Origin of the sequence: Nitrosomonas sp. H1_AOB3 (assembly GCF_015709435.1) — a bacterium.
Taxonomy (GTDB): domain Bacteria; phylum Pseudomonadota; class Gammaproteobacteria; order Burkholderiales; family Nitrosomonadaceae; genus Nitrosomonas; species Nitrosomonas europaea.
In genome coordinates, this window is record NZ_CP054389.1 from 2,165,773 (window position 1) to 2,184,183 (window position 18,411).

General features: G+C 51.3%; 21 protein-coding genes. 3 read left to right on the plus strand and 18 right to left on the minus strand.

What is annotated here, in order from left to right:
* Positions 1-51: 51 nt before the first annotated feature.
* A complete protein-coding gene (locus HRU73_RS10135) occupies positions 52-393 on the minus strand; it encodes a putative signal transducing protein (RefSeq protein ID WP_281871229.1) in 342 nt (113 codons plus the stop codon).
* Positions 394-416: 23 nt separating this feature from the next.
* Here HRU73_RS10135 and HRU73_RS10140 point away from each other — a divergent pair, with 23 nt between their 5' ends.
* A complete protein-coding gene (locus tag HRU73_RS10140; protein WP_281871230.1) occupies positions 417-668 on the plus strand; it encodes a hypothetical protein in 252 nt (83 codons plus the stop codon).
* 23 nt (positions 669-691) lie between these two features.
* Here the strand turns inward: HRU73_RS10140 and HRU73_RS10145 are convergent, their stop codons facing one another.
* From HRU73_RS10145 to HRU73_RS10200, 13 genes are all read right to left on the minus strand, one after another.
* Positions 692-1,081: a signal peptide prediction gene (locus HRU73_RS10145; RefSeq protein WP_287398608.1), complete on the minus strand. Its 390-nt coding sequence runs from the start codon at positions 1,079-1,081 to the stop codon at positions 692-694.
* Positions 1,082-1,649: 568 nt separating this feature from the next.
* Positions 1,650-2,171 carry a hypothetical protein gene (locus HRU73_RS10150; protein WP_287398609.1) on the minus strand — a complete coding sequence of 174 codons (522 nt, stop codon included), beginning with the start codon at positions 2,169-2,171 and terminating at the stop codon, positions 1,650-1,652.
* Positions 2,172-2,541: 370 nt separating this feature from the next.
* Complete coding sequence (locus tag HRU73_RS13455) at positions 2,542-2,715, minus strand: PH domain-containing protein (RefSeq protein ID WP_353765133.1); 174 nt, start codon at positions 2,713-2,715, stop codon at positions 2,542-2,544.
* Between the two features lie 110 nt (positions 2,716-2,825).
* On the minus strand, positions 2,826-4,229 hold the full coding sequence (gene der, locus HRU73_RS10155) for a ribosome biogenesis GTPase Der (RefSeq protein WP_276818569.1): 1,404 nt from the start codon (positions 4,227-4,229) through the stop codon (positions 2,826-2,828).
* A 51-nt stretch (positions 4,230-4,280) separates the two neighbouring features.
* Entirely contained in the window at positions 4,281-5,510 is a 1,230-nt protein-coding gene (gene bamB / locus HRU73_RS10160; protein ID WP_287398610.1) for an outer membrane protein assembly factor BamB, read from the minus strand.
* Positions 5,507-6,151 (minus strand): YfgM family protein, encoded by a 645-nt coding sequence (locus HRU73_RS10165; protein WP_287398612.1) that lies wholly within the window; start codon positions 6,149-6,151, stop codon positions 5,507-5,509. Before HRU73_RS10165 ends, bamB begins: the two co-directional genes overlap by 4 nt.
* A 21-nt stretch (positions 6,152-6,172) precedes the next feature.
* Positions 6,173-7,435 (minus strand): histidine--tRNA ligase, encoded by a 1,263-nt coding sequence (gene hisS / locus HRU73_RS10170; protein WP_287398614.1) that lies wholly within the window; start codon positions 7,433-7,435, stop codon positions 6,173-6,175.
* Entirely contained in the window at positions 7,428-8,672 is a 1,245-nt protein-coding gene (gene ispG / locus HRU73_RS10175; protein WP_287398615.1) for a flavodoxin-dependent (E)-4-hydroxy-3-methylbut-2-enyl-diphosphate synthase, read from the minus strand. Before ispG ends, hisS begins: the two co-directional genes overlap by 8 nt.
* A gap of 34 nt (positions 8,673-8,706) precedes the next feature.
* The gene (locus HRU73_RS10180) at positions 8,707-9,771 is read right to left on the minus strand and encodes a RodZ domain-containing protein (RefSeq protein WP_287398616.1); all 1,065 of its coding nucleotides are present in this window, start codon (positions 9,769-9,771) and stop codon (positions 8,707-8,709) included.
* Positions 9,761-10,552, minus strand: coding sequence for a type IV pilus biogenesis/stability protein PilW (gene pilW, locus HRU73_RS10185; RefSeq protein ID WP_287398617.1), 792 nt, complete (start codon positions 10,550-10,552; stop codon positions 9,761-9,763). The genes HRU73_RS10180 and pilW overlap by 11 nt, the downstream gene beginning before the upstream one ends.
* Before the next feature lie 43 nt (positions 10,553-10,595).
* Entirely contained in the window at positions 10,596-11,735 is a 1,140-nt protein-coding gene (rlmN, locus tag HRU73_RS10190) for a dual-specificity RNA methyltransferase RlmN (protein WP_287398618.1), read from the minus strand.
* A gap of 37 nt (positions 11,736-11,772) precedes the next feature.
* Entirely contained in the window at positions 11,773-12,198 is a 426-nt protein-coding gene (gene ndk, locus HRU73_RS10195; RefSeq protein ID WP_287398619.1) for a nucleoside-diphosphate kinase, read from the minus strand.
* Positions 12,199-12,481: 283 nt separating this feature from the next.
* Entirely contained in the window at positions 12,482-12,892 is a 411-nt protein-coding gene (locus tag HRU73_RS10200; RefSeq protein ID WP_011110790.1) for a nitrosocyanin, read from the minus strand.
* Positions 12,893-13,324: 432 nt separating this feature from the next.
* Between HRU73_RS10200 and HRU73_RS10205 the strand changes: the two genes are divergently transcribed.
* Positions 13,325-14,710 (plus strand): aspartate aminotransferase family protein, encoded by a 1,386-nt coding sequence (locus HRU73_RS10205; RefSeq protein WP_011110789.1) that lies wholly within the window; start codon positions 13,325-13,327, stop codon positions 14,708-14,710.
* Between the two features lie 149 nt (positions 14,711-14,859).
* Here HRU73_RS10205 and dnaQ read toward each other — a convergent pair whose 3' ends face one another.
* Genes dnaQ through HRU73_RS10220 form a run of 3 tightly spaced genes read right to left on the minus strand, consistent with a single transcriptional unit; the run spans position 14,860 to position 16,864 of the window.
* A complete protein-coding gene (dnaQ, locus tag HRU73_RS10210; protein WP_011110788.1) occupies positions 14,860-15,558 on the minus strand; it encodes a DNA polymerase III subunit epsilon in 699 nt (232 codons plus the stop codon).
* Positions 15,559-15,569: 11 nt separating this feature from the next.
* Positions 15,570-16,055, minus strand: coding sequence for a ribonuclease HI (gene rnhA / locus HRU73_RS10215; RefSeq protein WP_287398620.1), 486 nt, complete (start codon positions 16,053-16,055; stop codon positions 15,570-15,572).
* The gene (locus HRU73_RS10220; protein ID WP_287398621.1) at positions 16,055-16,864 is read right to left on the minus strand and encodes a class I SAM-dependent methyltransferase; all 810 of its coding nucleotides are present in this window, start codon (positions 16,862-16,864) and stop codon (positions 16,055-16,057) included. Before HRU73_RS10220 ends, rnhA begins: the two co-directional genes overlap by 1 nt.
* Positions 16,865-16,950: 86 nt before the next feature.
* Here HRU73_RS10220 and gloB point away from each other — a divergent pair, with 86 nt between their 5' ends.
* Positions 16,951-17,739 (plus strand): hydroxyacylglutathione hydrolase, encoded by a 789-nt coding sequence (gloB, locus tag HRU73_RS10225; protein WP_287398622.1) that lies wholly within the window; start codon positions 16,951-16,953, stop codon positions 17,737-17,739.
* Between the two features lie 26 nt (positions 17,740-17,765).
* Here gloB and HRU73_RS10230 read toward each other — a convergent pair whose 3' ends face one another.
* Entirely contained in the window at positions 17,766-18,344 is a 579-nt protein-coding gene (locus HRU73_RS10230; RefSeq protein WP_041356923.1) for a peroxiredoxin family protein, read from the minus strand.
* Positions 18,345-18,411: the final 67 nt, after the last annotated feature.

The following is an 18,411-nucleotide window of genomic DNA, read 5'->3' on the forward strand; positions in this document are numbered from 1 at the left end:
AACAGATCGTTATCCAGCTGAGAAGCGATGCTGCCTTGGTGGGAGTTGTCTTCAGTTGTCTGAGAACCGGGATTTCTCTTTGATGACTTCCAGTCCACCCCCACATTGCCAGCATAACTGAAAGTTACCGGGGTTTTCCTCACCGCATTGCGGACAGGAAACAGTATCAGTTACTTGCGGAGCCTGTTCATAAGCCGCAATAATTTTCCGGCCGCGTTCAAAATCAAGATCGCGCACCACCCATACCTCAGGGTAAGTATGGGTAAACGGAATCTCTCCCGTTCCTCCCTGTGCGTACTCATTGAACAGCCTCGTCGGAATGTAGGCATTCTCCAGCAAATCCCGGACGATATGCGCCTCCAGCAAATGATTGGCTGTATAAAGCTTTTTCATGTGACAAACAAAGTAATCAGGTAATGGGCGCGGTTGTAACAGATTGGCTCGGTTTGTTTTACCGGGATATTGGCAAGACTTATTTTCCAGATAATCCCATATTACTTCATCTTGCCACGACAGCAACATTCACGAGTCACACCACTCCCACCCGTTTTCGCGAGGCCACTCTGGGCTGTGGCGATCCAGCGCCTTCATCATCACTGCTGGATTGCTCCACCCCTGCAGAGTTCGTAAAAACGGCAATGTCGGTATTTACCCAACTTCAACCATAGTGCTTCAAAAATCATCGTACCCGCTACGAGTGGTCCGCCCGCTCACTACGCCGACGGGCCTGGATTTCAAAATAGTTATGCCAGTAAGGATTCCTGCCCCGAAGTAATTGCCACAAGCTGGAGGCCGGATATGCAAGGAAGAACAACACCCCCCATACTTCGTACTGCCTGACGTGCTCCAGTTCATGAGCTCGAGAATACTCAAGGACAGCCTCATTCAAGCCAAGAACCACATGTCCAAAGGTAATGGCCCAAAATGGGAAGAAAGGTATCGTATTACCAGACCCAAGCGAAAACTCCAGAATACCGGATACTTGCCGTACCGAGCCCCCGATCAGCAGCAGGAACAAGCCACAACCCAGCCCAAACAGGGAACAAGGTGCCACCCAGATATACTTCAGCAGCCTTACCATGGCAGCGATCTCACACAAACAACCAGCGCAGTTGAGAGGCATCCTGTTGAACAACGGATCAGGTTCAGATATATGCTCGACATGGCTGATGTAATTCCATTTCTAAATCAAAACTAACTTTGTCGGCTTCGCCCAGCCGTATTATTTATACTGTCTGCGGCTCGCTTTCGTGTCATTTTTGATTTGGGAATGGAATAAGAAGTCTGTTGAAACTAATAGCACACTTCTTATATTATACTCCGATGCTGTGGACCGATTTCTGAAGACCGCATCATGCCTGATGAAGGCGGTCGGCGGTAACGAAACGGATATGAACTTCCGTTATGAGATGCGAGATAGAGCTACGCGACCAAACGAAAGAAGAAAACTTCGTCGCGCATGCGCTTGTTGAATCGCCCACTGTGGATCGCACGGTGAGTGGTGCGAAAGCCAAGGCCAGAACTCCTGACTACCCGATTAGGCCCACCTGGAGCAGTTTTGGTGCAAATACAAATAGACCTTTACTTCTATAAACGGTCCGGGAGGTTATCTTAAAAAATGAGGTGTAAATACCTGAAACAAAAATGCTCTAGTGATTAGGTAGTGTCACGGAGTTCATACTCTTCCGTAAAGCAGTCTCATACTTTGGAAAATCCTCTTTTGTCGAATTGAAATTGAATACGAGCATCTTCCCTTCGTATCCAGTAACCAACATTATATTGTGAATGTCAGTATCGCTCGCATTCGAAATCATCTCCATGAGCAACCATTTCTGGCCGGAATGCTCAATGATCTCATTCTTTTTCCATTTGAGTCCCGGAATTATGCGTTCGAAAAGCTGTGTGAAAGACTTCTGAACATCAGGGAGTGCTTCTTGAGGAATGTGATGTGGTTTAAGATCATATGCTATGGTCGTAGAACCAGTTCCAGTTCCAACTGCGTATGCTGGAGCTTGATCGGCGGGCCACTTTGCAGCAATAAGCTCTTTACTTAGTGGTTTAAAATCTTCAGGAGCTTCGAAAGTTATATCAGTATTGGCAACGTTAACTGGCTCGGCAAATAGAGTGGGAACAACGGCCAACAATGCGGTGATGATAATAAGGAGTTTCATATGTGTTTGAACGAAAGATCAGGCCTACCTGGACCCATTGAGGTTTTCATAAATTGTTACTCCGATTTTGATTTTGCCTTCAATTCATTAATTGAATCCAAAACAAGGATTGTAGTCGACCACATTACATAAATAAAAAAGAAAGTCCCTAGTATGGGAATAAGCGTAAGGATCACAAACATTGGTACGCTTCTGTTTGTTCTCTTTGCGATCTGCGCTGCGAAGGCTGCATAGATCGCTTGCATAATTATGAGCGGTAGCAAACTGATGAATGATTCCAAAATATTCTCCTATTAATTTTCAAGGTTGAAGTTGACTGTCTAACGTCTGATTTTAACGGATGCTGAAAACGGTCCACTGGAAAGAAACGTTAAGCTGCATGCGCCCCCTTACCCAGCGCCGTCAAAAAGGAGTCCTGGTCATGCGGCGACACCAATACAACTTTGCCCGATCCATACTCAATACGCAGACGATCCAGCGAGAGCGCAGGGCTTGAGACCATTGATCTGGATGGAGTCACGCACGTTACCTGCGACAGGGGAATATATTAGATTACAGATACGGTGAAAGTCACGTATCTGTAGTCTGTAGTGCTACGAAGATATGATGAAGGCATTCAGGCAGCTATTTTTGCCTGAACTTTTTGTTTCCGGATCAGCCGTACTTCTTGCGGTTGCGGCGGCGGCGGCTATGTGCCCGCCGAGCTTCTTCCTCGGTCAGCGGTGTTTTCTTGCCGGCATAGGGGTTGTGGCCAGTTCTGAATTCCACTCGTAACGGAGTGCCTTTCAACTCGAATACTTCCCTGAATGTATTTTCAAGATAGCGGCGGTAGGTTTGCGGGACATGTTCGAGCATAGAACCATGCACGATGATCAGCGGAGGATTTTCTCCTCCCTGGTGGGCATAGCGCAGCTTGGGCCGCGACATCCCACCACGCGGGGGTTGTTGTTTAGCAACGGCAGCCAGCATGGCTCGCGTCAATTTGGGTGTAGGAATATGCGCCATGGCAGCAGCATAGGCTGTATCCACCGAGGGCATCAACCCTTTCACACCGTTGCCGTACAGGGCAGAAATGTAGTGCAAATTGGCAAAACTCAGAAAACCGAGCTTGCGTTCAAACTCACGTTTGATGATTTCGCGCTGGTAGTCGTCCAGACCATCCCATTTATTGACTGCAATAACCAATGCGCGGCCGGTTTCCAGAATGAACCCGGCAATATGGGCATCCTGGTCGGAAATTTCATTGTGTGCATCGAGCACCAGGATGACTACGTTAGCAGCTTCAATCGACTGTAGCGTTTTGACTACCGAGAACTTCTCCACGGTTTCCCAAACCTTGCCTGATCGGCGCAGGCCCGCCGTATCGATCAGCGTATAGCTGCGCTGGCCATATTCGAAATCAACATAAATACTGTCTCGGGTGGTACCTGGCTGATCGAATGCAATTACGCGCTCTTCCCCCAGCAGGGTGTTGATCAGCGTGGATTTACCGACATTGGGGCGGCCGGCAATGGCAATGACAGGGCGTTTTTCCTGGCCAGATTCAGTCTCGGCAACCTCTTCATACGAATAATCTTCCAGCGCAAGATCGATCAGTTCGCCCAGATGCTCTCCGTGCAAAGCCGAAACAGCGCAGGGTGTACCCAGCCCCAGTTCATGAAATTCAGCCGTCACCGATGAATAAGGCATCCCTTCGGTTTTATTGACGACGAGGATTATTTTCTGGCCGGTTTTGCGCAGTTGCTCTGCAATGATCTTGTCTTGTGCAGCCAGTCCCTGACGACCATCGACGATGAACAGCACGACATCCGCTTCATCCACAGCTTGCAGAGTTTGTCTGGCCATGGCATGCAGGATACCGGATTTGACCACCGGCTCAAAACCACCGGTATCCACCACCAGATAGGGTTTGAGGCCCAGCCTGCCATGACCATAGTGCCGGTCACGCGTGAGCCCGGGGATATCGGCCACAATCGCATCACGACTGCGGGTCAGACGGTTGAATAATGTCGATTTTCCGACATTCGGGCGCCCAACCAGAACGAGTGTGGGTTTCATGAGAATGGGAGTATGAAAAAATGCTTCGCCCGGAAAGCGAGAAAACCCGGGTTATTGCAAGGAAAATGCGAAAAGTCCGCCTTTGTGTGTTTGTACGACAAAACCATCCGGCAGATACTCGGCACGCGATGAAATGGCGCTGCCATCGGTTGGTGCGCGGCTCAGCAGAGAACCATCCTGACGGCTGATCAGGGTGACATATCCCTGATCGTCACCCACTATCAGACGGGTACCTCGAGCGACCATCAGGGCAGACAGTTTGCGACTGCCCAGTTTTCCTCTCTTCCAGACAGCGGCACCACTGCTTTTGTCATAGGCGGCCACGGTTCCGTGTTCTTCGCTGATGTAAACATGGCTGTTGTCCATCACCATGCCTGCGCTGCTCGATGCATCCCGGGCCCAGATCTGATTCCCGTTGGAAATTTCAAAACAGGCGGCCCGGCCGCGATAGGCAACTGCACATACCTGGTTTTCATCGACAATCGGCAGACTGCTGATGTCAGTCATACGTTCCAGCTCCGTAACGCCATGCGGTTGTGAAACGGTTGCCTCCCAGCCCACATTGCCGGTGAACAGATCCAGCGCGATCAGTTTACCGCCGGGAAATCCGGCAAAAATAGCACCCCGCGTAATCGATACGCCGACAAAGCTCCTGACTGTCAGCGGTGGTGTTACACCCTGATAGCTCCAGATCTGCTTTCCATCGACTGCACTCAGACCGTAAAGCCTGCTGTCACCAGTACGCACCACCACGATTCCATTGTCTGTCTGCGGCGGGCTCAGGATTTCACTTGGCACCTGGGATTGCCACAGGGCATTGCCTGCTTCGTCGAATGCCAGTACCTCGCCCTTATAGGTTCCAAGCAGAATCATTCCTCCGCCTGTACCAACCCCTCCGGAAAGCTGGGATTTGGTATCCACACGCCAGATTTCACGTCCTGTCGCCGGATCGAGCTTGATTAGCCGACCATCTTCATCGGCAGCGTATAACGCGCCATTATCGTAAACCGGCAGAAAAACTGCGGTTTTGCTCTCTGACAGTTTTACCTGCCATAGCAGCTTGATCGGAGCCAGCGTTTGCAGCTCGGTAAGTTCGGCTTCATCGATTTCGACTTCATCCTCGTCACCGCTGAAAAGATCGGTAAAATGCGCACCTGTTATATCACTTAGATTTGCACAACCGCCCAGCAGGATCACCAAGGCAAGTATACAGACACGCAGTATCCGGAAACTGCGATAAAAAGTGCAATCAGGAGCCGATAACCAAATGCTGCCGATCACTGCCGTTGTTCCCTCAATACATCCAGTTTCATCTGTACGACATCCCGGTAAGCACCCTGTGCATTCAGGCTGTCCAGTGCCTTCTGGTAAGCTGCCCTTGCTTCATCCGTTTTCCCTGCGGCGGCCAGTGCATCTCCCCGTAAATCTGCGTAAAGCCCGGTAAAAGATGCAGCATGCTGTGCATCCAGTAATTTCAGTGCCTGGTCGTACTTGCTCTCATCCACCAGCACACTTGCCAGCCGCAAGCGGGCCATGTCCTTTATTTCAGGCTCTTCAGCATGGTCGAGCGCCCATTGCAGCATGTCTCTGGCAACCTGATCATTGCCTGCCTGACCTGCAGCACGGGCGGCTATCAGTGCCGCGCGCGAAGCATAGCCGCTGCCGGGAAAACCTTCGGTCAGCAAGTGTGCCGCATCGGTTATTTTGACGAGCTCACTCCCTTTTTCAACCTGTTGCTGGAGAACGGCATATAAATCAGCTGCCTGCTGCGCCTGTTCAGCCTTGTAATGATTCCACAACCGGTTACCGGCCACCGTTGCCGCAAAAACGGCAATGGCAAACAGCATAGTAGTACCGTTGGCAGCCCACCAGGACTTCAACCCTTCTATCTTTTCCTGTTCTTCAAAGTTGTACGCTGACATGGTTCTGATTTTCCACCTTGGTTAAATATTTCCCAGAAGTGCAGCGGCTCCGGCCAGATCGACCCTGATCTGCTCCGCTGCCTCACGTAATGGTTTGATGCTGATTTGCCCGGCTACGACCTCATCTTCTCCGATGATGGCGGCAAAACGTGCACCGCTGGCATCGGCTTTTTTCATCTGAGCCTTGAAATTTCCACCTCCGCTATGCAGCACCACTTTAAGACCATCATCCCGCAATGATTCTGCCACCTTCCATGAAAACTCGGCTGCAGCCTCTCCCTGATGCACCACATATATATCAGGAATGGCATGCGCGCCAACGGCACCATTTTCACCCATCAGTGCCAGTATTCGCTCGATACCCATGGCAAAACCGCATGCTGGTGCCGGTTTTCCGCCAATCTGCGCGATCAGCCCGTCATAACGCCCGCCTGCACAAATGGTCCCCTGCGCGCCCAGCTTGTCAGTCACCCATTCGAATACCGTGCGGTTATAGTAATCCAGCCCTCTGACCAGCCGGTTATTGATTTCGAAACTGATACCCTGGTTGCGCAAAATCCGTTGCAATGCCTCGAAATGGGCGAGTGAATCTTCATCCAGATCATCGAACAGGCGAGGGGCACCAGCCAGTATTTCACGCATGGCCGGATTCTTGCTGTCGAGAATACGCAGCGGATTGGTTTTTAACCGCCGGCGTGCATCCTCATCGAGATCATCACAGAATTTTTCCAGATAACTGATCAGACGGGCACGATAAACCGAACGTGATTCGGTACTGCCAAGTGTACTGATTTCGAGACGGATATCTGAAATACCCAGTAAACGCCACAACCGCGCGCACATGACGATGAGTTCCGCATCGATATCCGGACCGGCAAATCCAAGTGCTTCCACACCCACCTGGTGAAACTGGCGATAACGGCCCTTTTGCGGGCGTTCGTGCCGGAACATCGGCCCGCTGTAATACAGGCGCTGGGGACCCGCATACAGCAGATTGTGCTCGATTACCGCACGCACGCAGGAAGCTGTGCCTTCCGGGCGCAATGTCAGATTTTCCCCGTTGAGATGATCGACAAATGTATACATCTCTTTTTCGACGATATCGGTCACCTCTCCGATCGAACGGACGAACAGATCAGTCTGTTCGACGATGGGGGTACGCAGATTACGATAGCCGTAGGCAGCCAACCATGTGCGAATCGTATCTTCAAAAAACGCCCACAAACCGCTTTCGTCAGGCAGGATGTCGTTCATCCCGCGAACTGCCCTGATTGGTTCAGGCATTGGCTGCTTTTTTTCGGTATTTGGTACGTACGTATTCATCGACGATCATACGGAATTCGCCTGCGATGTTATCGCCTTTCAGGGTAACGGTCTTCTGACCATCCACAAAAACCGGGGCAACCGGAGTTTCTCCCGATCCGGGTAAACTGATGCCGATATCAGCATGCTTGCTTTCACCCGGCCCGTTGACCACACATCCCATGACTGCCAGTGACATATTCTCGACACCTTCGTATTGTTCACGCCAGATGACCATCTGTTCACGCACATAGATTTGAATGCTTTCTGCAAGCTCCTGGAAATAAGTGCTGGTTGTCCGCCCGCAGCCCGGACAGGCTGCCACCAGCGGAACAAACGCACGCAATCCCATCGTCTGCAGGATTTCCTGTGCCACGATGACTTCACGAGCACGATCTCCACCCGGCTCCGGTGTCAAGGAAACACGGATCGTGTCGCCGATCCCTTTGAACAGCAGTACCGCCAGCGCCGCTGTCGAGGCGACGATCCCTTTTGATCCCATACCGGCTTCGGTCAATCCCAGATGCAGTGCATAGTCACATTGCTCGGCCAGCGCACCATAGACGGCAATCAAATCCTGCACACCACTGACTTTGCACGACAACACGATATGATCGCGGGCCAGACCCAGCTCTTCAGCTCTGGCTGCACTTTCCAGCGCGGAAGTGATAAGTGCCTTGTGCATGACCTGCGAAGCACCCAGCGGATCAGACGAACGTGCATTCTCATCCATGATTCGTGCCAGCATCTCAGGATCGAGACTGCCCCAGTTGACCCCGATGCGAACCGGTTTATCATATTTGCAGGCTGTCTCTATCAACAGGGAAAACTGTTCATCACGCTTACGGCCATGGCCGACATTACCCGGATTGATACGATATTTGGCCAGCGCTCTGGCACATTCGGGATACGCGGTCAGCAGCTTGTGTCCATTGAAATGGAAATCGCCGACGAGCGGAACATGACAACCCATATCATCCAGTCGAGCACGGATCCCGGCAACGGCACGCGCAGCTTCCATGGAATTGACGGTGATTCTGACGAGTTCTGAACCTGCAAGCGCAAGCTGGGCGACCTGCTGGGTGGTTGACACCTCGTCAGCAGTATCGGTATTGGTCATTGACTGCACAACGATCGGCGCACCACCACCGATCATCACCGAACCTACTTTGACACCCACGCACTTCCGGCGTGAGGCAGGTACGTTATTAGAAGACATGGTTAAAACCCGATTCTCAGAAATTCGTACAAGATTATTCAAGTGAAAAGCGTGCGACATCATCGTTGCCGCGTGTATAAGGTGCAAGATCAACCTTGCGCCCGTTATAGGTAAGACTGACCCCGGCTGCATTGCCGATGACCAGATATAAAGGCGGCTTACCTTCTATCGTCTGCTCGGTTCCGCGTGAATGGGTTTTTTCGAGAATGACCCGGCCGCCACTATCCTTGATTTTGACCCATGAATCACGGGAAAAAGAAAAATGCAGTGATTTTTTACCATCGTCTGAAGCCTTGGGTACCTCTACAGCCGGTACAGAGGGTGCGGGCAGTTCAGGCAATGTCGTCGCAACTGATGGCACACTGGCACCAGCGGGTGCAGGTGTGACCAATGGCAACCCCGAAGAAGAGGAAGACAATGGCAGTGCCAGATCTATTGCTACCTGATCATTGCCGTCAGCTGAGATCGATGACATCACCTGATCTGTATCCCCTGCCGAGAAGGAAGCCAACTGTTCCGGTACTTCTTCACGATAAATTCCATAAGCCGCAAGTGCTGCCAGTATCACCACGATATACAGCCACCCGCCGCGACTGCTGCGACCTGATCGGTAAACAGGCTCGATCGCCTTGAAACGTTGCGCATTTCTTTTACTGGCAAAGACAGTATCCACCGGCCTTGCCTGAGGCACCGCTTCCATTAACAGCGGCACATCGTCGAGCTGCAGCAGATTGGCATAATTGCGTATATAGCCGCGTAAGAATACGGCGGCTGGCAGCCTGGAAAAATCCTGTGCCTCGATCGCCTCCACTTGCTGTTCAGACAGACGAAGACGGTGTGCCACCTCGCCTACATTCATACCACGTCTGATCCTCGCATCACGCAATATCTGCCCGAAACCGGAAGCGGCCGTACCACCTGTTGTTGCCGCTTCAGCCGGATCACCAGCCTGAGCAGGCGAATATGGCATCGTACCTACAGGTTCCGCCTGAAGAGATACAGCCTGATCTGAGGTTTCAACCGGCTCTGCATCACGGATGAGATCTGATTTCTGATCACGAGCCAATCCGTCTCTTTCATCTAATTCATTATCTTTCATGATTCAACCTGCCTGCACGCGATTCCCGGGCTTCCCGGGAATCAGGAAAACGTTTCTGTAGCTGAAAAGCATAATTGGTTTCTGCATTGACATCTCCGTTTGCTCGTGCAATGCGAACAGCCAGCCACAAACTGCCTGGAGCGGGAGGATATGTCTGTAAATACCGGTTGATTGCAGCCCAGGCTTTTTTCACTTCACCACGACTGAAATCCAGTTCTACCAGACCAAGCTGGGCCAAAGGATAACCCGGGCGGATAACCAGAGCCTCCTGAAAGTAGCTTTGTGCCCGCTCGAAGTCATTCTGCTTCAGAACGCACAATCCTGCGTTGGTATAGGTTCTTTCTGGTGTTTCATACAAGGGATCACGCACAGCCGCCATGAAATGACCGATGGCCTGTTCTATCCCGTCAGGTTTTCGCTGACATAAGAACCAGCCGAAATTATTGCGTATATCAGGATCGTTTGGAGTGATTCCAAGTCCGCGCTCAAAGTTCCATTCCGCGCGATCATCCTCCTGCAGATCCATATAAACCAGCCCCAGCATGTTATAAGCCGGAGCATAGTCGGTTTTTTTCTGCAGTGCGATTTCAGCTTCTTCTATCGCTACCCGATACTGGCCACGGTGATAGTACTGGCCCGCAAGTTCAGTGTGAATTTTGGCACTTTGCAATGCGCGCTGCTTCAGTTCCTCGGGAGTCGGCTTTTCCTGAACCGGTGCATGTCCGCAACCCGCCAGCCATACCAGAAATCCGAGAACTCCCGTTCTAATCAGCCTGTTCATTTTGCCTGCATGCTTACCCAACACTGGATTTATATATCTCCGATTATCTGGCAACTGCCGGCTGACCAGTTCCACACCCGCTCGTCCGGCGTGTCTTGTCACGCACCTGCCCTGCCAGTTGACCGCAGGCAGCGGCGATATCATCCCCGCGCGTTTTACGTACTGTCGTAACGATACCTGCTTGCATCAGTACATCCCGGAAATTACCGATGGCTTCTGCACCCGATCGCTCATAACCGGAACCGGAAAAGGCGTTAAACGGGATCAGATTGAGTTTGCATGGAACGTTCCTGACGAGTTGAACCAGTTCTCGTGCCAGCGCCACACTGTCATTCACGCCTTTCAGCATAACATATTCAAACGTAATAAAATCTCTCGGAGCAGCTGGCAGGTAACGCTCACAGGCGGCCAGTAAATCCCTGATCGGATACTTTTTATTGATGGGCACCAGCTGGTCACGCAAGGCATCATTCGGCGCGTGCAGTGAAACCGCGAGCGCCACCGGGCAGCGCTCACGCAAGCGATCCAGAGCGGGGACCAGTCCAGATGTACTTACCGTTACCCGGCGGCGTGACAAACCATACGCATCATCGCTCAGCATCAGATCCAGTGCCGTTACCAGGTTTTCAAAATTGGCCAGCGGCTCACCCATCCCCATCATGACGACATTGGTAACCGGCCGCCTCGTTTCCGGCTTGTCTGTCTGCACTCGTGTGGTATCCACGGGAAACGGGTCATGACTACCTGCTTCGAGCAGCCGATTGGCCCACCACAATTGACCGATGATTTCTGCGACGCTCAGATTGCGGTTGAAACCCTGTCGACCGGTGGAACAAAAGCTGCATGCCAACGCACAGCCTACCTGACTGGAAACACAAAGCGTGCCCCGGCTGGGCTCGGGAATGAAAACCATTTCCACTGCATTTCCCGCCCCTGTCGATAACAGCCACTTGCGGGTCCCATCCCCTGCAGTGTAGTCACTGACGATTTCAGGCAACTGGACAACGGCACATTCCATCAGCTTATGACGGAACCCTTTTGCCAAATCGCTCATTTCCATGAATTCCGTCTTGCCGGACTGGTGTACCCAGCGCAACAACTGCCTTGCCCGATAAGGCTTCTCGCCCATTTCTCCGCAGAAACGGACCAGCTCTGTCTTATTGAAATCAAGCAGGTTGATCATTGCGCCCGGTTTTCCAAATCAGCAAGGGTGTACATTATCAGCGTGAATGTATTTCCAGAGACGGGAAGAAACAGGCGATTTCAACGGCAGCCGTTTCAGGTGCATCCGAGCCATGTACTGCATTGGCATCGATACTTTCTGCAAAATCCGCGCGAATCGTACCTTTTTCTGCTTTCCTGGGATCTGTGGCACCCATCAGTTCACGATTTTTGGCAATTGCGTTTTCACCTTCCAGCACCTGGATCATCACTGGCCCGGAAATCATGAATTCGACCAGATCCTTGAAGAAAGGTCTTTCCCTGTGAATCACATAAAAATTCTCTGCCTCGACTCTCGACAAGTGCGCCATACGAGCAGCAACGACTTTCAGGCCAGCCGCTTCAAATCGTGCATAGATTTGTCCAATGACGTTCTTTGCTACCGCATCGGGCTTGATAATGGACAAAGTCCTTTCAACTGCCATCAAATACCTCATAAAAATAGTTCATCACGAGCTGGTATTCTAACAAAATCTAACAAAAACCCTTGTATGATTTACCAAATCAGCAGTTGGAGAAGAGTGCGCAGGCACAACCTGCTACGACAAGGCTATATTGATATCGCTCTGATCAGATTGCCAGAGCAAGATGAGAGAAAGTTGCGATATCCCGGAATACCGGGTGATTTCAGAGAGGATGACGCATTATAAAAAATCAGGCCGGATTCAATCCAGCCTGATTTTCTGCCACCGTAGTTTCAGATGTTACTTATTCTACGACGTTAAGGGTACCTGGCAGGTGGATGTTTTTAGGATGAAGCTGGCACCAGATCGTGAAAGCACCTGCTTTATCAGCGGTAAAGCTGATAGTTTTGGTTTCGCCTGCTTTAATGACTTCCTGAACACCAAACGCATCAATTGAAAATCCTTCGCTGATGGGTGATTTGTTTTCAACAACGACTTTCACTGCATCGCCTTTCTTGACGACCAGTGTCTCCGGCTCATTCAACACATTGAAAGCACGGATATTTTTTACGGTCACACCTTCCACGTTGAGTTCAGGAATAGTGGTATCGTAGGCATTGATAACCACATTGAAGTTGTGTTCAGCCTGTGCAGCACCCGCCAGCAACAGTGATCCCACAGCAAAACCTGCAAGCATTGCTTTTGTTGTTTTCATGATTACCTTCCTCTACTAGAATTTATATTTTATTCAGCGAAACATCGTTCATCGCTCGCCGGCCCCAATCTGCAGCTTCCTGCAAATCAGCCAATGGACAAACCCTCTGCCGGGATATTCATACAACGATCCCGCCTGCAGAGAAATCTATCTGTCATGTTATTAGAATCAGACCAGCTACCAAAGAACCCGTAACCACCGAGTCCCGGCGGGAGAGTCTAGACAAGCTAATGATAAATGTCAATCCAGACACTAAATTAATGATAATCATTGCCGATTTCTCCGGCAGAAAGACAGGTGCAGACGACGCCTTGAAATCACCAGATTTTTTAGAAAGTATCCGCCCGGACCCCCTCAACGGATTAGGGTAAAATGCTGCTGATTTTTTGATACCTGCTTACCTGCGCCCCATCACATTCCGGAGCCCCACCCATGAAAATCCAGGATTTCATCCAGAACCGCAGCAAAGAAAATTTTGCCCTGCATGACAAGTATCTGAACAGCCAGATGGTCAAAGTCCTCAAAACCATCGATTTTGATCGTCATTATGTCCGGGCAGAAGGCGCATATCTGTTCGACGAGCAGGATAACCGCTATCTGGATTTGCTGAGTGGCTTCGGTGTCTTTGCACTGGGGCGCAATCACGCGGAAATCGTCGAAGCACTCAAAAGCACTCTGGAGGCAGATTTACCCAATCTCGTCCAGCTCGACGTATCATTACTCGCAGGACTGCTGGCGGAGAGGCTGGTTAAACTGACCCCGGACGGATTAAAACGTGTCTTTTTCGCCAACTCGGGTACTGAAACAGTCGAGGCGGCGATCAAATTCAGCCGTTACGCAACCGGAAAATCCAAAATCATTTTCTGCCACGGCTGTTATCACGGGCTGAGCCTTGGCTCTCTCTCTGCCACGGGAGATGATCATTACAAAAAGGGATTCGGCCCGATGGTGCCGGATTTTATCGAAATCCCGTTCAATGATCTCGAAGCACTGGAACAGGTGCTTGCGCAGGGAGATGTCGCCGCCTTCATTACTGAGCCGATTCAAGGACACGGTGTCTGGATACCGGACGATAACTATCTGCCGGAAGCAGCCAGACTCACCCGCAAATACGGCGCACTGTTCATCACGGATGAAATACAAACCGGACTGGGACGGACCGGCAAGTGGTGGGCGGTCGAACACTGGTCTGTCGAACCCGATATCCTGTGCATGTCCAAGACGCTTTCCGGCGGATTCATCCCTGTGGGTGCGCTGGTCTGCAAGGAATGGATCTTCGATCGTGTTTTCAACCGCATGGATCGCGCTGTCGTTCACGGCAGTACATTTGGTAAAAACAACCTGGCAATGGCCGCCGGTCTGGCTACACTGGAAGTACTGGAATCAGGAAATCTCATCGAACATTCCGCCCGTACCGGAGCAGCCATCATGGATGCGCTGACTCCACTGACGGAAAAATACGAATGCTTCAAGGAAGTACGAGGCAAAGGCATGATGATCGCGCTGGAATTTACCGAACCGAAAAGCCCTATGCTGAAGCTGTCGTGGAAAATGCTCGAATCTGCCAACAAGGGACTGTTCTCACAGTTGATAACCGTCCCGTTATTCAGACAGCACCGGGTTCTGTCTCAGGTAGCCGGCCACGGCATGAATATCGTCAAATTCATTCCACCACTCATCCTGACAGAATCCGATGTTCAATGGATCGTTACTGCGGTCAGTGATGTCGTGGCCAATGCACACCGCGGACCTTCAGCGGTATGGGATTTTGGCAAAACGCTGGCATTCAGCGCACTGCGCGCCAAACTACACGCCTGAGAACCCGTTCAAAATCCCGATCAGGGGGGTAGTACAAGGCAAAATTGAATGAGAAAACGGAGCATACCCGAAGTATGTAAGTATTTTGAGTTCGATTTAAACGCTGCAATGCGCCCTTCAGTGGGATCTTGAACAGGTTCTGAGCAAATTCAACCGTTCCACAAGCAATTACCTTTGCTTTCGGCGTTGATGCGTTCCACCAGCCGGCTATGCAACTCGAGTTCTGCCTGCGTGGCAGGCTGAACGATCAGCGCAAGATTCTCCACCTTGCCGACAGCCGGATTATCGGCTTGTCGCGATGCTGGCGCATCCATTTCCATCAGCAGGCTTTCCTGACCGCGTGTCATTGCCAGGTAAACTTCGGCCAGCAACTCTGCATCGAGCAGAGCGCCATGCAGTGTTCTGTGGGAATTATCGATCTGATAACGCTCACATAACGCATCCAGATTGTTTCTCTTGCCCGGGTGCAGCTCTTTTGCCAGGACCAGTGTATCGATGATCTGCAGACAATGATTCTGCATCGATTCAAATCTGATCAGGTCGAGTTCACGGTTGATGAACCCCACATCGAAAGGCGCGTTATGAATGAAAATCTCGGCATCTGCTATGAACTCCAGAAACTCGCTGCAAACATCCTGGAATACGGGTTTATCCCGCAAAAATTCACGAGTCAGTCCATGTACCCGCAGTGCACCTTCATCACTCTCCCGCCCGGGATTGAGATAGCGGTGAAAGTGGCGATCGGTCAAACGCCGGTTACACACTTCCACTGCTGCTATCTCGACGATACGATGCCCCAGTGCAGGATCCAGACCCGTCGTCTCAGTATCAAGAAATACATACCGCATGATTTGCCCGATCAATCCGCTTTTTCAGACAGTACTGATACCACCCCACGGTTGGCAAGCATATCGGCTCGCTCGTTGCCATCATGGCCGTTGTGCCCCCGGACCCAGAACCATTCAACCTGGTAACGCCGGGACAACTGATCCAGCTCCTTCCACAATGCTTCATTCTTCACCGGTTTTTTATCCGCTGTCAGCCATCCGCGTTTTTTCCACGAATGAACCCACTCACTGATACCCTTCTGCACATATTGCGAATCGGTATGCAGTTGAACTCGCAAAGATTGCCCGGTATCGGGCAGTGATTCCAGCGTCTGCAAGGCACGAATGGCAGCCAGCAGCTCCATCCGGTTATTCGTCGTCACAGGTTCTCCGCCGAAAAACTCCCGTACTTCACCGTCGAACTTCAGACAAACTCCCCAGCCCCCTATTCCCGGATTACCCTTACAGGCACCATCCGTAAAAATCTCCACCAGCTTTACCCCCTCTTCCAATTGCATTACACGTCCCTGTTGTTCACGGAGTATTGCACCCCGTATTTCCTGTTTTCAATCAGCCCGCCACCGGCCTTCTCGCGCCATGGTACCGTGGATACTTCTAAATTATTCATCCGATGCCCTCGTTCGATCTGCGGAACCACTACCGTACCCCTTTTTGCAGGCGAATCCTCCCAGCGGGGCGTGATGACGTGCAAACCACATTCATGCTTGACTGCCTGTAAAAAATAAACTCCCCCGGCAATCGGCCACCAGCGATCTCCGGCCGCCTCCATGAAACGCAGACGGGAAAGCCACTTTTCCCGGGTACATGGCGGCACATAGCAGCCAAACTGTCCCGCAACGATTTCAAAATTATGCAGCTCCAGCCAATCCTGCATGCGTGGCAGAGCAATGAAACGACCGCACCATGGAAAATCCGTTTTCGATTTTGCCATGCGCTGACGCATTCCCCAGAGACTGAACGGGTTGAATCCGCTGATGATGACTTTGCCCTCCGGAATCAGCACCCGGTGTGCTTCCCGGAGCATCTGGTGAGGATTCGAATTGAACTCGAGTGTGTGCGGCAACAGAACGAGATCGATGCTGCTGCTTTTGATAGGCAGAAAATGAGGATGTGCGTAAACCGAAGCACCGTCCCGTACGCCGAGTGCGAACTTGAAGGGCATCCGGTTGTTGCGCAGAAAATCAAACCCGGAAAAACCGATCTGGGTCGCGTTATAACCAAAAATATCCGTCACGACACGGTCGAAATAACGCTGCTCCTGTTCAAGAACATACTGTCCCAGCGATGTTTCTAACCACTGTTGCATACTTTGCTGCAATACAGAATCGAACATATTATCAGGATGATTGGTTATGATGATGACCCGTCTGCTATCTGCTACAAGGAGGCAAAATGATCAACGTTTTTCCTGTCCGGGCGTTTAGGGACAATTATATCTGGATCGTTCACAATCAACAGTTCGCTCTCATCATAGACCCGGGCGATGCGACACCGGTTCTCACCTGGCTGAGACAACAAAAATTACAACCCATTGCAATCCTCTGCACCCATCACCATCATGATCACACGGGTGGTATTTCCCTGCTGGTACAAAAATTCGAAATACCCGTTTATGGCCCTGCCAGTGAGAAGATACCGGGGATGACCCACCCGCTTGCGGAAGGGGACACCCTCGTGTTCCCGGAGCTATCGCTGGAACTTAGCATTCTGGACGTCCCCGGACATACCGCAGGCCACATTGCCTGTCATGGCCAGAACCGGCTGTTCTGCGGGGATACGCTGTTTGCCTGCGGTTGCGGAAGAATCTTTGAAGGCAATGCACAACAGATGTTTGATTCTTTACAGAAACTGGCCGACCTGCCTGACGAAACTCAAGTTTATTGCGCCCATGAATACACGCTGGACAATATCCGCTTCGCCAGGGCGATCGACCCTGATAATCCCGAGCTGATTGAACTGGAAAGTAACGTGGAAGAAAAGCGGGAGCAGAATATGCCCACACTCCCCTCCAGTCTGGCTGCAGAAAAAGCCACCAACCCGTTTCTGCGTTGCAATCAGCCGGCCATCATCCAGAGTGCCAGCCGGTATGCCGGGCGGCAGCTCACTGATCCGGTCAGTGTATTTGCTGCGATCCGTGACTGGAAAAACAATTTCCGGGGAAACACCGACTTACCGATGTGATCCGGTAATCTGCCTGTTCGTCAGCATCAGACCCGGCAACCATCGGCATCGCACCCCGGCTGTGTATCGGACTCATTGCCAGCTGAATCTGTCGAACCGGCAGCCAGCTCTTCATCAGACACTTCTTCAGCCAGCAGCGTCCCGATCGACACACCCAACAACAAATCACTGACATGGCCAAATTTGTGCAAACGCAGATGACCCGTCTTATCCACCAGAATGGTGGTCGGTGTCCCCTGCATGTGGTAAGTCATCATCGTGTGCGGAATCGAATGCTGCTCATTCGGTTTGTCTATCCCGATCGGAAAACGCAGCCTGTACTCATAGGCAAAAACTTCCAGCGCATCGCGCCCCATGACCTCATGATGCTCGAAAACCGTATGCAGGCCGATCACCGCCACACGATCAGGGTCGAATTCATCAAAAATCCGCTGTGTCTGAGGAATACCCTGCTGAACACATCCCGGACACAGCATTTGAAAGGCATGCATCAATACTACCTTGCCGCGCAAGGAAGCCAGCGTAACCGGTTGCGGTGTATTCAGCCAATCCGAGGTAATCAGCTCCGGCGCCTTGATTTTTTCAACGGTTGTACTTTTTTTCATAATTTCAACAGTGAGATACGTGACTGAAAACAGGAACATTTTTGCTGGCGCGATGATAACACGCACA

Bases quoted from the DNA above. Each gene is read 5' to 3' on its own strand.
- dnaQ (WP_011110788.1), bottom strand. From the start codon at position 15,558: ATGCGGTATGTATTTCTTGATACTGAGACGACGGGTCTGGATCCTGCA.
- HRU73_RS10135 (WP_281871229.1), bottom strand. From the start codon at position 393: ATGAAAAAGCTTTATACAGCCAATCATTTGCTGGAGGCGCATATCGTC.
- rnhA (WP_287398620.1), bottom strand. From the start codon at position 16,055: ATGCAATTGGAAGAGGGGGTAAAGCTGGTGGAGATTTTTACGGATGGT.
- pilW (WP_287398617.1), bottom strand. From the start codon at position 10,552: ATGAACAGGCTGATTAGAACGGGAGTTCTCGGATTTCTGGTATGGCTG.
- gloB (WP_287398622.1), top strand. From the start codon at position 16,951: ATGATCAACGTTTTTCCTGTCCGGGCGTTTAGGGACAATTATATCTGG.
- HRU73_RS10200 (WP_011110790.1), bottom strand. From the start codon at position 12,892: ATGAAAACAACAAAAGCAATGCTTGCAGGTTTTGCTGTGGGATCACTG.
- HRU73_RS10230 (WP_041356923.1), bottom strand. From the start codon at position 18,344: ATGAAAAAAAGTACAACCGTTGAAAAAATCAAGGCGCCGGAGCTGATT.
- HRU73_RS10140 (WP_281871230.1), top strand. From the start codon at position 417: ATGGGCGCGGTTGTAACAGATTGGCTCGGTTTGTTTTACCGGGATATT.
- HRU73_RS10205 (WP_011110789.1), top strand. From the start codon at position 13,325: ATGAAAATCCAGGATTTCATCCAGAACCGCAGCAAAGAAAATTTTGCC.
- HRU73_RS10165 (WP_287398612.1), bottom strand. From the start codon at position 6,151: ATGTCAGCGTACAACTTTGAAGAACAGGAAAAGATAGAAGGGTTGAAG.
- ispG (WP_287398615.1), bottom strand. From the start codon at position 8,672: ATGTCTTCTAATAACGTACCTGCCTCACGCCGGAAGTGCGTGGGTGTC.
- HRU73_RS10180 (WP_287398616.1), bottom strand. From the start codon at position 9,771: ATGAAAGATAATGAATTAGATGAAAGAGACGGATTGGCTCGTGATCAG.
- rlmN (WP_287398618.1), bottom strand. From the start codon at position 11,735: ATGATCAACCTGCTTGATTTCAATAAGACAGAGCTGGTCCGTTTCTGC.
- HRU73_RS10220 (WP_287398621.1), bottom strand. From the start codon at position 16,864: ATGCAACAGTGGTTAGAAACATCGCTGGGACAGTATGTTCTTGAACAG.
- HRU73_RS10145 (WP_287398608.1), bottom strand. From the start codon at position 1,081: ATGGTAAGGCTGCTGAAGTATATCTGGGTGGCACCTTGTTCCCTGTTT.
- der (WP_276818569.1), bottom strand. From the start codon at position 4,229: ATGAAACCCACACTCGTTCTGGTTGGGCGCCCGAATGTCGGAAAATCG.
- hisS (WP_287398614.1), bottom strand. From the start codon at position 7,435: ATGCCTGAACCAATCAGGGCAGTTCGCGGGATGAACGACATCCTGCCT.
- ndk (WP_287398619.1), bottom strand. From the start codon at position 12,198: ATGGCAGTTGAAAGGACTTTGTCCATTATCAAGCCCGATGCGGTAGCA.
- HRU73_RS10150 (WP_287398609.1), bottom strand. From the start codon at position 2,171: ATGAAACTCCTTATTATCATCACCGCATTGTTGGCCGTTGTTCCCACT.